This window comes from Hyphomicrobium sp., assembly GCF_051860585.1.
Taxonomy (GTDB): Bacteria; Pseudomonadota; Alphaproteobacteria; order Rhizobiales; family Hyphomicrobiaceae; genus Hyphomicrobium_C.
The window spans coordinates 85,477-98,318 of the sequence record NZ_JBHYDS010000012.1; the positions used below are offsets into that span (position 1 = coordinate 85,477).

Below are 12,842 nucleotides of genomic sequence, written 5' to 3' on the forward strand. Positions count from 1 at the left end.
GTCTCGTTTTGAGGCCACACCATTGCTAATGCATCGTGCGGCTTCCCACGCCGCCGACACGTGCGGGACGACCCGCGCATAGCCGACGATTGAGGGGACGGCCCCACGAAGAGGGCCAATGACCGCTCCAAAAACGCAATCCGCGTCGACGCATCCGCCTGCGCCCGTTCCCATCCGCGAGATTCTCCGGCCCCTTACAGCTTTGCGGCTGGCAGTGGCGTGGGTTGTCGTCTTCGCGTTCCAATTTGGTGGCGCTGCGTGGCTAGCGCAGCCCATCGCCCCCCTTGTCGGCGTTGTGTGCTTTGCGGTGCTTTTCACCACCATCATCACGGCGGCGTTCGGCGTCGTGCGCGAGGCCGACCATCTGGCGCACCAGCTTGGCGAACCCTATGGCACGTTGATTCTGACGCTGTCGGTCGTCCTGATCGAGGTCATTCTCATTGCTGCGATCATGCTCGGACCCGGCGACCACCCGACCATCGGCCGGGACGCGATCTTCTCGGTGATGATGATCATTCTCAACCTGGTCACCGGACTGTGCCTTCTTCTTGGCGGCAAGCGCTATGGGGAACAGGAGTACAACGCGCAGGGCGCAGCGACCTACCTGTCGATGATTGCCGTGCTCACGGGTATCGCGCTGGTGCTGTCTAATTTTACGGCCACCGGGGGCGGGATGTTCTCGACCACCCAGGCGATCGCCGTTACCGCCGTGACCGCGCTGCTCTACGGGGCGTTCCTGATGATGCAAATGCGGACCTACCGGCGATTGTTTGTCCAGCCGCCGGCCGGCGCGCTGTCTATTCCCGTGCAAACCGTCGGCACGGAGGCGCCAAGCGACGGAAAGCTGAACCATCCGCTTGATGTGAGGGAGGTCGTCGTCCGCACTGTTGTGCTCGTTGCGGCGATGGTCGCCATCGTCCTGCTGGCGCACGACCTCGCCATTCTGATCGACTATGGTATCGAAATCACGCACGCACCGGCCGCTCTCGGCGGCGTCCTGATCGCCATCGTCGTGTTTACACCGGAGTCGCTCACGGCCGTCCGCGCGGCACTTGCGGACGAGACGCAACGCGTCGTCAATCTGTGCCTCGGCGCCTTCCTCTCGACAGTCGGATTGACCGTGCCCGCCATCCTCGCCGTTGGCGTCATGACTGGAAAATCCGTAGTCTTGGGTCTCTCGGCGTCGGATACGACCCTGTTCGTCCTCACCCTTGCCGTCAGCATGATGACGTTCGTCGGGCATCGGACCACGCCGATCCAGGGCATGATGCATCTGACGCTGTTCGCTGTGTATGCGATCATGCTGTTCAGCCCCTAGGGGCGTCGGCTGCGAGTTACGGCGAAGAGCCAATCCGGTGGTCTTACGCCGTGTCGCGACGCCGGAACACCGTGGACGCGATCAGCCCGGCAGCCACCGCCACGAGCACGGCCATGAGCCCGTAGAGCACCGGCTGGCGCATGGCGAAGCGGTAGAGCCACAATTCGAGGCCTTCGCGCTCGAACCGCACCTTGGTCGAGAAGGTGCTGAGCAGTTCGCCCTCGCGAAACAGGTAGACCCGCGCCGTCAGCGGCCCAACCGGCACGTTCGCGGGCAGCGTGATGGAGCTGCGGAACAGGCTTTGGCCGATGAAGATCACGCCGTAGTCGGCCTTGATATAGAGCCCTTCCTTCTGCTTGAGGCGGATGACCGCCTCCTTGAACGCCTTGAGCTCGCCCGGTTGCGTCTCGATGGCCGAGCGGGCGGCAGGCGCAAGGCGCACGAAGTCGAGCCCGATGGCGTGCCGTTCGAGCAAGTCGTCGTCGGCGATCTCTTCGAGCGGCCGCGTCGATACGATCGCGCAATAGCTCGGTGCGCCCTCGAAGCCGACCGAGGCCGTGTTGACCCACAGCCCCGCCACGTTGGATTTGCGGCGCGCCAGCAGCGGCGTCGCCATGGCCTCCAGCACGACGACGACATCGTAGTAGCCCGCCTCCGCGCTGGTCTGGCGGCTGTTCACGACAGAACCGAAAACCACGATTTCCGTGCCGGTGAAGCCCGACGTCACGGCAATGGTGCGCGACGAGACATCCGCCTCCACGCGCTCTTTCTGCTCGGCCTCGGGCCTGCCGGGCGGGGGCTTCCGGACGCGCTGGGGTTTTTGCACTGCGGGCGGCGCTTGGGCTTGCGCGGCCGCAGCGCCCCGCGGTTGAGGCGGCGCGGCGGTCGCAGGCGACGCGAAAGGCGCCAAGCCCGCCATAACCAATGAGGCGGCGAGCACCAATGAGACTGCGGTCCGGCGATGTTTCATTCCGGCGCCCCCAGCGAGGTCGTGATGCTGAACAGCTCGGGCGGCGTGACGACGAGGTCCCATCCGATGCGCGCGCAGACGAGCAGCACCAGCGCCGCCAGCAGCAGCCGCAGTTGCTCGCCTTTGAGGCGCGCTCCGGCCGCGGCGCCGTACTGTGCGCCGACGACGCCGCTGACGATCAGCAGCAGCGCCAGCACCACGTCGACGCTGTAGTTTTCCGATGCGTGCATCACCGTCGTCACGGCCGAGACGAAGACGATCTGGAACAGCGACGTCCCGACGACGACGTTGGTCGGCACGCGCAAGAGATAGATCATCGCCGGCACCATGACGAAGCCGCCGCCGGCCCCCATGATGGCGCCGAGAAACCCGACGAATGCGCCGATCATCAGCGGCGGCAGCGCGCTGATGTAGAGCTTCGAGCGATGGAAGCGCATCTTGAACGGCAGCTTGTGGATCCAGGAGTGCTGTCCAGGTTGCCGCCGCGCGCGTGGTGCGCCGCTGCGCGCGGCCTGAATGGCATTCGCGCTTTCGATCAGCATCAGCGTGCCGATGACGCCGAGAAACGTCACGTAGGCGAGCGCGACGAAGAGGTCGAACTGACCCGCCATGCGCAGGATGCGCACCATCTTGACGCCAATGACCGAGCCCACGACGCCGCCCGCCAGCAGCACCACGCCCATTTTGATGTCGACGTTGTTGCGCCGGTATTGGGCGACCGCGCCCGAGACCGAGGAGGCGACGATCTGTGCCGCACCCGTGCCGACCGCAACCGCCGACGGAATGCCGGAAAAGATCAGAAGCGGCGTCATGAGAAACCCGCCGCCGACGCCGAACAGCCCCGAGAGGAACCCCACCGCGCATCCCATGCCGAGAAAAAGCAGCACGTTGGCGGGCATCTCGGCGATCGGCAGGTAGATATGCATACTGTGCGCTGAGACCCGTATCGTCGCAGTGGGAGCCTAAAGAGACGGCGTCAAAATGAAGGCGGCGACGGTGCATGGCAGCGACGCGGCCCGAAGGGCCGAGGCGCCTTCAGGCATCATCGTATTGAACCTTGGGGACAAGTGCTAGAGCGCTTACCGAGGGTTAGCAGCCGAAGCGGCCGCTAACCGTTGCTCTTGCTGGCGCGCTTTTTCCAGTCTTCACCGGCCGCCCGGGCGTCGTTGGCCAGCGGCGCGGCCTTGCGGGCCTTGAAGTCCCCGACCAGGCGTTCGGCAGCCTTCATGTCGTCGGGCGAGAAGGTCGCCTTGAGAGCGTCCCGCCGCTCGAGCGCATCCGTATCTCCGCCCTTGGCGGCCAGCGCATACCACTTGTAGGCGTTGGCCTTGTCGACCTTGGTGCCGAGACCGTTTTCTAAGAGGACGCCGAGATTGTACTGGCTGTCGGCGAGACCGTGCTCGGCCGCGCGCACGAACCACTTCATGGCGCCCGCGTAGTCCGGGTTGCCGCTGTCGCCGCCGGCGGCAAGCACGGCGAGGTTATGCATGGACTTCACGTTGCCCTGCTCGGCGGCGCGCGCGTACCAGACCTTCGCCCGCTCCGCGTCCTGGGGAACGCCCAGCCCGCGCTCATAGAAGGTGCCGAGACGATACTGCGATTGCGCGAAGCCCTTGGCGGCGGAGCGCTGGTACCAGCGCAGCGCTTCGGCGTAGTTCTGCTCGGTGCCCTTGCCTTCCGCAAGCCGCGCCGCGACCTCGAATTCCGCCGAAGCGTCGCCGTTGGCTGCTGCGAGGCGTAGCGAGAGCGGGCCCACCGAGACCGGCGGCAGGTCGAGCGCACTCGTGCGATCCCCGTCCGCGCCGTCCTGAGACGGGGCCGGCGAGAGGGCAATGTTATCGATGCGTCCGTTGGCGTCGGGAAGCAGCGCGTCGGTCGATTTCCCGGCAACGGCGTTGCCGAGCTTGCCCGAAAGGCTGGCGAGCACCTGCTGCTGGTAGACATCGGCGACGACGTCGTCTGGCAACGATCCGGCCGGGCGTGCGATCGTCATGCCGCTCGGCACGGCGGCGGCGGAACCGTCGAGGGACGTCACCGGCGGCGGATCGAGAACATCGTCCTGGAGCCCGTAGGGCGTCACGACCGCATCGGTCTCTGCGGGCGGATCCGCTTCGGCAAAGCCTGTGCCGTCACTCTCGGTGTCGGAGCGCGGACCGGGATCGGCAGCCGGGGCCTCTTGCGGCGGCGCGGCGCCATCGGCCGGCGCAAGGGACGGTTGCACGATGACTGGAGGAGCGGCTGGGGTCGCGTTTTTGCGATTGAGCAGCAGGAGGCCGCCGTTGATGGCGACGATGAGCGCGAGCGCGCCGGCCAGGAGCTTCGGCGACGCGCCAAACCACTTGCCACTCACGTTCGGGAGCGACATGCGCGCGATTGCGGCACGCGTCTTGTCAGCCCCACGGCTCCTCGCCGGTTCGGGCGAGCTGGATACGGCCTCGGCCCGGTTGGCGGCGGCCTTCATCTTGGCCCGGCGCGCATCGGCGACGAAATCGCGGCGCATCTTGTCGAAGTGCGGCTCGCCGTCTGCAAGCGTCTCTGCCACCTCGGCGGATATTTCGCGCGAAGGGGCATAGGGCGCGGGCGCGATGGGCGCGTCAACGCGGTCCATGCCGTCCCGCTCACGCGCGGCCATCACGGCGCTGCGCGGCGACGGATGGAAGGTTTCGCTGCCGCCGAAACCGTAGGCCGCGTTGGCCGGCTCTTGCGCCATCGGAGCCGCCACGGGAGGGCGCTGCTCGAGCACGTCGATACGGTCGAGCACCTGCACAAGCGCATGCTGCAGCGTGTCGAGCATGCCGATGGCGGTCTGCTCGCCCTGGCGCTGCTCCTGCGTCGCCTGCACGATCAGGGCCTTGAGCTCGTCGTAGCGGTCAGCCTGCGCGGTCATGCGGCCGGAGAGGCCGTTCACGAGCGAAGCGGCTTCCGCTTCGGCCGCGCGGCGATCCTGGATCGACGCTTCGATGATGGCGCGCAACTCTTCGTGCGCGCGCACGTCGGGCTCGTGGCTGCTACCGAAGCGGGCGTGAACTTCCTCGGCGGCGCGGCGCGCGACGGCTTCGAGATCGGCAGTAAAGCGGGTGTTTCCGTCCAGCAGCTTGGCGATGCGTTCGTCGGAAACCTGCTCGATGACGCTGCGGACGTCGGCCTCGATGCCGTCGAGCCGCGAAACCTGCCGCTCGAGATCGACCAGCTTGTCGCCGAGATCGGCAACGTGCGCTTCGATGAGGCGGATGCCTTCGATGTCCGAGCGCCGCACGACGTCTTCGAGGGCGGATGCGATGTGGCGCTGGAACTGGTCCAGCCGCTCTTCGAGCAGCGCCATGGTGCTGCCGGGCTTGAGATCGGTCAGCGTGCGGCGAATGCGGTCCGTGACGTCGCTGAAGCGATGGCCGATCCAATCCTGCGCGCCCGCGCCGTACGCAGATCCCGCGCCGTGGCTCGCAGGGTGGCCCGAAGCGGCGCTTTGGCTGGGTCCGTACCCGGCCTTGTAGGGCGCTGCCGGCGGCTGGGCCCCGTGCGCCTCGTAGCTCCGCATCAGGGCTTCGGCGTTGGCCGCGTCCCAGGGCTCGTCGCCGGCTGCCGGAGCGTGGCCGCCTTCGGGCGCACCCTCGCGCCGGACGTTGGCGCCCGCTTCAAGCTCCCGCAGGCGTCCGATGATCTGGGCAATGCTGTCGCCCTGGCGGCGCTGCATGTCTTCGATATCGCGCGCCAGCACTTGGATGGCGTCGCCTTCCGGTCCCGTGGCTTGCGGCCAGCCGTAGGCGCCACGCGGCGCTGGCCAACCCTCTTGGTCACTATGCAACATCGCGGTCCCCACGGTGGCAGTGCGGCGCTCGTCGCCGGCCGTTCCCCTGTGGAGGGGTGGAGCGGTCAAAGCCGCTCCCGGTGTGCCGGGTCGAGACGTGTTCGAAGGGTCAGACGAGGCACAAACCAAAAACCCGATCGGACCAAAGCTGACAGTCGCCAGTAAACGATGCGTTAAGTCGTGCTCCACGGGCCCAAATTAGGTGGTCCAGACGGCTTTTCGGCTGGGGTAGCACCGGGTGATTCGCGCAAACCCCCGGTCTCAGGCCGGACGCGGTCACAATCGGTTGCTAAATCTGAAGGAATTTGGGGGTCATTGCGCGGCCGGGAATGACCCCGGGCGCGTGGGTTTTTGATGGAGAGCAGCGGTGGAACACACGAATGGTCGCCAGGGCAGCACGGCGCGTCTTTGGCTGGTCGCAACCCTCGTCGCCGTTTTCGCACCCCCAGCCTCGGCCGCAGGCGAGGACACAGGCCGGTTTTCGATGTCGCCCACGGAAGGCGGCGTCATCCGCCTCGATCGTGAGACGGGGGCGATGTCGTTCTGCGCCGGCAAGGACGGCGCCTGGACCTGCAAGGACATGCCGGAGCAGGAGAGCGAACTGAAGAAGCGCGTCGAGCAGCTCGAAGGCGAGCGGCGCGCGCTCGAGGCGGAGAAGCGCCTGCGCGAAGGTCCCTTAGGTGGACCGGTGGCGAAGGCGCCAGAATCCGGCAACCAACCCGGCAGTCCGCCGGCCGGGGATACGCTGCCGCCGGCCCCTCCCGGCGATCTGCCCGTTCCGAACGAGCGCGATGTCGACAAGCTGTTCGACTACGTCGAAGGCATGGTGAAGAAATTCAAGGAACGCATCGACCGCCTCGAGCGTGAGGCCAAGAAGCAGCCCGACGTCCCGCTCTGAGGCAGCCCGCGCCCGTGACGTCTAGGCCGTTGCGGGGCTGGCCCCGGCGGCCGGGCCGGCATCGCGGCGCGGCTGCAGGCGGAACATCGCCGGGCGGGTGAACAGGAAGCTTGCCCGCGTACCCTTGAATGCCCACTGCATGGCCAGCGCGCCGACCACGCCCGCGAGCGCTGACGCGACGGCGATGGCCGTCGCCGCGTCCGTGCCGGCGAGTTTCAAGAGCACGATGCGGACCGGTCCCATGAAGAGCGGGAAGGCGAGGTAGACCGCGATCGAATTGCGTCCGCAGTAGGCGAGCACCTGCCCGGCATAGCGATGCGTGATGGCCACGCTGAACGCGATGACGGCGGCGATACCGATGAACGAAAACGCGAGATCAGGGCCTGCGATGTGCGCGACGCCCGAATTGACGGCGATCGCGTTGAACACCGCCCAAGCCGCAAGCCCCGCGGCGATGGCGAGCGCGTGCACCGCGCGCACGCGGTCGGCAAAAGCAAACACCTGAGGCGCCAGCGCATAGCCGGCGTAGAAGAACACGAAACGGCTTGCGAACTCGTCGACGATGAAGATGCCGGTATGCGGCGTGAAGACGTGCAGCGCGGCAGCGCCCGCGATCACGAGCCACTTGGGCAGCGGCCGAAGCAGCTTTGCGACCACGAAATAGACGGCCAGCAGATAGATGAACCAGAGGGTGCCGAACGGCACGACGAAGCTGGTGAGATAATCGGCGAGCGTCGCGGCCGCGCCGTTCTCCTGCACCATCCCGGGCGCCTTCATGGCGAACTGGATCGTGAGCCAGAGCACGTAGAAATAGGCGAAGTGCACGACCTTGGTGTCGAGATAGCTGCGCCACGGGCGGTCGATCCGTGCGGCGAGGAACAGGCCCGAGATGAGGAAGAAGTCCGGCATCCGGAACGGCCGCGCCCATTCGATGAACGCGTGCAGGCCGGTCTCGGACCCGACGGCCTTTTCGACGCCGAGGGTCGCGTGCATCAGCACGACCAGCAGGATGCAGAGCCCCTTCGCCACGTCGACCCACGCCAACCGCGGTTCCAGTCCGGCTTCGCTACGTGCCATTTTGCGCCTCATCGCCTGGCCGGCGTCTCACAGCGAGACGTTCGGGCTCTCCTGCCGCACAATGAGCAAGAGCCGTTCCTAATCCGGATCAATGCGGCGGGAACCGTTAGAAAAACAGCCGATAGCGGACGAAATCGTCGGCCACGGTAAAGCGATCGTAAACGCTGCGCGCTGCGGCGTTGGACGTGCGCGTATGCCAGTAGAGGCGCGACCAGCCTTGGCTCTGGGCGGTGGATATAAGATCGCGGATCAAAGCCTCGCCGATTCCCTTGCCGCGCCGCTCGGGGGCGACGAACAGGTCTTCCAGGTAGCAGACCGGTGCGAGCGTCCAGGTGCCGGCGTGCAGGACAGAAAGGCTGAAGCCGCAGACGGCGCCGTCCGATTCGGCGACCCGGCACATCAGCCCGTCCTGCTTGTGGATCAGCCGCTCCCACGTCTTGGCCGTCACGGCCTCAGCCACCTCGGCTTGATAGAAGGCGACGTAAGCCGCCCAAAGGCCGCGCCACGCGGGTTCGTCGCTCGGAACGGCATCTCGGATGAACATGTTGGACGGCCCCGCTGTCGCACGCGGGGCATCATTTGCGCTTTTGCAATGCATGGCCAGTGGCTTGTCGCGCCGATCGCAGGACACCTCGCCGCACAAACAAAAAGCGCGACGGCCGCAAGTGGCGGCCGCCGCGCTAAAGACCGAAAATTGATCGATGTTAGATGATATCGATCTCAGCCGGCAGGTACGAGGTAACCTCGAGGCCGACTTCCTGTTCGCGAACGGCAGGCTTCATCCAAGTCTTCATGGGTAGTTCCTCCTTAGATTGACATGCCCGGCGAAAGCACGCCGGGCACCATCAATAAATAGGGAGTCGCACCCCGACTTGCCAATCGTATTTTCAATTGAAATCAATCAGGTTGCCTGATGCTACTATGTAGCGTTGCGGGCCGCGCGCGCGGCAACGGCGAGAAATAGAAAGGTCGTGCAAGCGTGACAAGGCTCGTCGAAGGCGAGTTGTCTGCGCGAGCGCCTCGCATGCAGCAAACCCTGCAAAACCGGGCACAAGTCGAATGCGAGGGATCGATAAGGAAGGAAGGCGACATGCACAAACGGCGAGTCGTCGTGAGCGAAAATGATCGAAGATTAAAGTTTAAAGAAAAAATGGAACTATTTTTGAGAAGCCGCATCAGAAACGGTGGAAACGCCGCGCCGATCGAGCCACGAAAGAATTTCAAAAAGAAAGCGGCGGCCGCTTCCGCGACCGCCGCTAAAATTCGACTGTAAGCCGATCGACGTTAGATGATGTCGATCTCAGCCGGCAGATACGAGGTAACCTCGAGGCCGACTTCCTGCTCGCGAACCGAGGGCTTCATCCAGGTCTTCATGATATATTCCTCCTAGGCTTTGTTGCTCAGCGGGCCGCCAGCCCGTCTGTCGCTGGTAGGTATATAGGCGGGACCTCCGATAACGGCAAATCGCAATGTCGTGATCCGTGCATCAGGTAAAGTTATTGCAACCTATAGATAAGCTTATCGACCCGTCTGGCGAGATGACCCAGGAAAGCATGTAAAATCAGACGGATGGTCTTAAATTTGGCTCAACGCAAATCCGGCGGCCGGCAGGGCGAGGACGACCATCGCGAGGGCGATTGCGTGCGCGCGATCGGCAAGGGCGAGCATCAGGCCCGGGATCGTCAGCCCAAAGAGAGGCGCCAGGATAAGCAGAGCATGGTCTTCGCTCGCGGCGTCCGACAGGACCAGAAGATGGGCCGCCAGCGTAAACGCCGTAACTTCGAGGCCGCCGGCCACCAGCGTCAAGAGCCGCAGAACGGCAGGGCCTCGCCGCGCCCCCTCACTGTTGGCGTCATCGGTGTAATTGTCGGCATCATCGGTCATGGGCTGGTCGCGCTGAGCTGCTGCCGACACGTACCGGCAGGTTCATCGCTTAGCCGTTCGGACCACGGCGCTCAAGGCGGACGATCATGCCAGCTATTGCGGCGGTGGGTCCTGCTCGCTTGTAAACTCCGCCTCGAGCGCAGCTTCGAAGTCCAGGAGATCCTGCGGCACAGGCATGCCGAAGGCACGCAGCTCGTTCAGCTTCTCGCGCAACTGCTGATAGATTTCGTGCCGGTCTTCCGGCTCGTTCTGCATACGCGTGAGCAGTATGCCGGCTTCTGCTGCAACGTCATCAAAGGCCATGATCGTCTCCCTAGAGCCAATTTTATCCGCAAGGACAACGCACAAGCCCGCGTTCGGGATCCATGACGGCCGCCCTCTGAAAGCGCGCGCCGTCACAGCGAGGGCATATTGTTGATGTGGGTTTCCATCCGTTGCGATGCAAATGGCACGGGACCGCTGGGGGGCAGCGTCTCGTCACCTGAGGGGGAGACGATGACGATGGAAACAGAGATCATCCGCCGCGCCGCGGTCGGCTTGGTGGCGTCGCTCGCCGCCACGGCGGCCGCTATCGCGCAAGAGCCCGTGCAGGTGTGGGCCGTCACGGGCGTCACGTCCGACGATGTTCTGCACATGCGCGACGTGCCCCACGGCGACAGCAAGATTCTCGCCGACATCCCGCCGACGGCCAAAGGCCTCAAAGGCTTCGGCTGCATCACGCCGGAACCGAATTTCGACCGTTGGGCTAGCATGACGGCGGATGAACGCGCCAACGCCAAGCTTCCGTGGTGCCGCGTCGAATATCATGGCCGCCAGGGTTGGGTCGCCGCGCGCTTCCTGAAGCCCGACGGGTGACCCGTGCGGAGGCGCCCTGCGCGTTTTAGAAAAGTCGCGCGCGTGTTAGGTAAAGGCCCGTGTTAAGTGAAAGACCTGTGCGGGTCGAGTTGGGGAGTGCGTGGCGAACGCTGAGGGTCCAGTTGGCCGCTTTGCGTCGAATTGAGTATCGGTAGGTGGCGTCGATGCGTTTCGATCCTACGGCTCTATGGCAATTTATTTCGGACCGCCTTCCGGAACGCGGCGTGCTGTCCGCTCCTAAGATACCCAGCTTCAAAATGCCGAGCCTCAAGGCGGTCGCCGCGAGCGGCGGCGCGGCGCTCGCGATGGCGACCATCGTTTACGTCGTCTGGCCCGCGGGCGAGACCACGCCGAGCGATCAGGTGGTCGTCAGCAGCCCGGTCTTCAGGACGGTCGCGTTGACGCCGCCCACGCCCGTACCGGCCATCCGCCCAGGTGGCTCCGCCGCACCGGGCGACACCGACACAACGAATACGCCAGACCCCGCCCGCTTCGCCGACCAGGTGTCGGTCGTGCGCGCTGTCCAGCAGCAATTGAAGCGCGCCGGCTGCTACAGCGGCCGCGTCAATGGCGTATGGTCGCCTGCGACGCGCAAGGCGATGGCCGAGTTCACCAGCGTCGTGAACGCGAGCCTGCCCGTCAATCGCGCCGACCCGGTTCTGCTGGTCCTCATCGAATCCAACCCCGGCGCGTCCTGCACGCCGGACTGCGTCAAGGACGGCGGCAGCGCCTGCGGAAGCCCAGCTGCCGCGCCGCCCGTGAACGCACCGAATGCGAAACCGCAGGTCGCAAGCCTCGACGAGGATCGCGCAAGCGGCCCGGCCGGGAGCGCCGACGAAGACGACGCCGACGCCACGGCAGCTAAGGCGCCAGCCGCCGCGCCCGCCCCGCCTGAAAAGCGCACGGCGCCCACTCCATCGGAAAGAGGTGCAGTGCCCGTCCCTTCCGAAGCCCGCAGGGTGCCCGCTCCTCCGGAGGCTCGTGAGATTGCGACCGCGCAACCTGAGCCGACGGTCTCGGAGACGGACGTTGAAACCGCCGCCCTCCCGGCCGCCGCTGCAATCAGCCGGAAAGCCGAGCCCACCGAGCGCCGCGTCGTACGCAAAAACAGCGCACGCAAGTACAAGCAGAAGTCATCTTTCAACCGTGAATTTAATAAGGGCATGAAGAGCCTGCAGCGCAGCTTGAACAAGCTCTTCTGACGGCAGGGTTGGGCGATCGCGCGCGATCCGGCCCTAATTCTCCTATTATTGATCGGAGCGTCTCTAAAGCGGCCGAGCAGTCCCATTGTTGTCATCCTCGGGCTTGTCCCGAGGATCCATGGTTTAACAAGGGAAAGCAGTCTTTATGCGTGGCAGCAAGGGTCCACGACCTCAACTCTTCACCGCCGCTGCGCAGTGGATCCTAGGCACAAGGCCTAGGATGACAGCGGGCGAGCCGCCAACGCCGGAACATTCCGTTTGCGGATCGCGTTCCCGGACCGAAGCCAACGTCAAGAACGGCGGGTCCGATGTCGATGCTCAACGTCTATCTCTTCATCGAGCTTTTGAAAGCGGCCGATCCTAGCGCGGTCATTGCCGAAGTGAAGAAGCTGGAGCTTCCGAACTGCACGGTGAAAAACGCGGTGCAGCTCGCCGACGACAAGCTCGTCGCGCACGTTGACTGCAAGACCGGCCCCGATGCCACGCGCGCGGTGCTTGAGAAGTTCACGAGCGTCAACGGCATCGTCCAAACCAACATCATCGCCGTGGTCAAACCGAAGGATGGGTGAGCCGCGCGCTGCCACTCCAAACGACACGTCAATTGTGACAAAGCGGCTGCCTCCCCACTCCGTCATCCCGACGAAGGTCGGGACCTCCGCAAGTTTCTACAAACGCGCGGTTAAACGGAAGCACGGCGATGGCCGCGTCACCGTCTGCGCGTCAACACGCGATGAGGACATTGCCACGTGTCGTGGATCCCCTGAGTTCACAAACGAAGTGCAACACCTTGTCGGCGAGGTGTTGCGATGGGAAAGCCCTACGTCCAGCTGTCA

At 65.0% G+C, this 12,842-nt stretch carries 15 protein-coding genes; 6 read left to right on the top strand and 9 right to left on the bottom strand.

Annotation, left to right across the window (positions count from 1 at the left end; genetic code table 11):
- The first annotated feature begins 118 nt into the window (after positions 1-118).
- Positions 119-1,318 (top strand): calcium:proton antiporter, encoded by a 1,200-nt coding sequence (locus tag ACTIFK_RS17005; RefSeq protein ID WP_439544200.1) that lies wholly within the window; start codon positions 119-121, stop codon positions 1,316-1,318.
- Positions 1,319-1,361: 43 nt separating this feature from the next.
- Here ACTIFK_RS17005 and ACTIFK_RS17010 read toward each other — a convergent pair whose 3' ends face one another.
- The 3 genes from ACTIFK_RS17010 to ACTIFK_RS17020 form a co-directional block, all read right to left on the bottom strand.
- Positions 1,362-2,288 carry a TIGR02186 family protein gene (locus tag ACTIFK_RS17010; RefSeq protein WP_439544201.1) on the bottom strand — a complete coding sequence of 309 codons (927 nt, stop codon included), beginning with the start codon at positions 2,286-2,288 and terminating at the stop codon, positions 1,362-1,364.
- Positions 2,285-3,214 carry a sulfite exporter TauE/SafE family protein gene (locus ACTIFK_RS17015; RefSeq protein WP_439544202.1) on the bottom strand — a complete coding sequence of 310 codons (930 nt, stop codon included), beginning with the start codon at positions 3,212-3,214 and terminating at the stop codon, positions 2,285-2,287. Before ACTIFK_RS17015 ends, ACTIFK_RS17010 begins: the two co-directional genes overlap by 4 nt.
- Before the next feature lie 182 nt (positions 3,215-3,396).
- Positions 3,397-6,093 (bottom strand): hypothetical protein, encoded by a 2,697-nt coding sequence (locus ACTIFK_RS17020; RefSeq protein ID WP_439544203.1) that lies wholly within the window; start codon positions 6,091-6,093, stop codon positions 3,397-3,399.
- Between the two features lie 367 nt (positions 6,094-6,460).
- Between ACTIFK_RS17020 and ACTIFK_RS17025 the strand changes: the two genes are divergently transcribed.
- Positions 6,461-6,991, top strand: a complete 531-nt coding sequence (locus tag ACTIFK_RS17025) for a hypothetical protein (RefSeq protein WP_439544204.1) — start codon at positions 6,461-6,463, stop codon at positions 6,989-6,991.
- Positions 6,992-7,012: 21 nt separating this feature from the next.
- Here ACTIFK_RS17025 and ACTIFK_RS17030 read toward each other — a convergent pair whose 3' ends face one another.
- The 3 genes from ACTIFK_RS17030 to pqqA (ACTIFK_RS17040) all read right to left on the bottom strand — a co-directional run bounded on the left by ACTIFK_RS17030 (position 7,013) and on the right by pqqA (ACTIFK_RS17040) (position 8,862).
- Positions 7,013-8,068 (bottom strand): acyltransferase family protein, encoded by a 1,056-nt coding sequence (locus ACTIFK_RS17030; protein WP_439544205.1) that lies wholly within the window; start codon positions 8,066-8,068, stop codon positions 7,013-7,015.
- Between the two features lie 106 nt (positions 8,069-8,174).
- Positions 8,175-8,612, bottom strand: a complete 438-nt coding sequence (locus ACTIFK_RS17035; protein WP_439544206.1) for a GNAT family N-acetyltransferase — start codon at positions 8,610-8,612, stop codon at positions 8,175-8,177.
- A 160-nt stretch (positions 8,613-8,772) separates the two neighbouring features.
- A complete protein-coding gene (gene pqqA, locus ACTIFK_RS17040; protein WP_291152505.1) occupies positions 8,773-8,862 on the bottom strand; it encodes a pyrroloquinoline quinone precursor peptide PqqA in 90 nt (29 codons plus the stop codon).
- A 230-nt stretch (positions 8,863-9,092) separates the two neighbouring features.
- Between pqqA (ACTIFK_RS17040) and ACTIFK_RS17045 the strand changes: the two genes are divergently transcribed.
- Positions 9,093-9,341 (top strand): hypothetical protein, encoded by a 249-nt coding sequence (locus ACTIFK_RS17045; RefSeq protein WP_439544207.1) that lies wholly within the window; start codon positions 9,093-9,095, stop codon positions 9,339-9,341.
- An 11-nt stretch (positions 9,342-9,352) separates the two neighbouring features.
- Here ACTIFK_RS17045 and pqqA (ACTIFK_RS17050) read toward each other — a convergent pair whose 3' ends face one another.
- The 3 genes from pqqA (ACTIFK_RS17050) to ACTIFK_RS17060 form a co-directional block, all read right to left on the bottom strand.
- Entirely contained in the window at positions 9,353-9,442 is a 90-nt protein-coding gene (gene pqqA, locus ACTIFK_RS17050; RefSeq protein ID WP_020087993.1) for a pyrroloquinoline quinone precursor peptide PqqA, read from the bottom strand.
- A gap of 201 nt (positions 9,443-9,643) precedes the next feature.
- Complete coding sequence (locus ACTIFK_RS17055) at positions 9,644-9,952, bottom strand: hypothetical protein (RefSeq protein WP_439544208.1); 309 nt, start codon at positions 9,950-9,952, stop codon at positions 9,644-9,646.
- Between the two features lie 93 nt (positions 9,953-10,045).
- A complete protein-coding gene (locus ACTIFK_RS17060; protein WP_439544209.1) occupies positions 10,046-10,255 on the bottom strand; it encodes a hypothetical protein in 210 nt (69 codons plus the stop codon).
- A gap of 192 nt (positions 10,256-10,447) precedes the next feature.
- Here ACTIFK_RS17060 and ACTIFK_RS17065 point away from each other — a divergent pair, with 192 nt between their 5' ends.
- The 3 genes from ACTIFK_RS17065 (at position 10,448) to ACTIFK_RS17075 (ending at position 12,578) form a co-directional block, all read left to right on the top strand.
- Positions 10,448-10,807 (top strand): hypothetical protein, encoded by a 360-nt coding sequence (locus tag ACTIFK_RS17065; protein WP_439544210.1) that lies wholly within the window; start codon positions 10,448-10,450, stop codon positions 10,805-10,807.
- A 164-nt stretch (positions 10,808-10,971) separates the two neighbouring features.
- Complete coding sequence (locus ACTIFK_RS17070; RefSeq protein WP_439544211.1) at positions 10,972-12,009, top strand: peptidoglycan-binding domain-containing protein; 1,038 nt, start codon at positions 10,972-10,974, stop codon at positions 12,007-12,009.
- 308 nt (positions 12,010-12,317) lie between these two features.
- Positions 12,318-12,578 (top strand): hypothetical protein, encoded by a 261-nt coding sequence (locus ACTIFK_RS17075; RefSeq protein ID WP_439544212.1) that lies wholly within the window; start codon positions 12,318-12,320, stop codon positions 12,576-12,578.
- Positions 12,579-12,842: the final 264 nt, after the last annotated feature.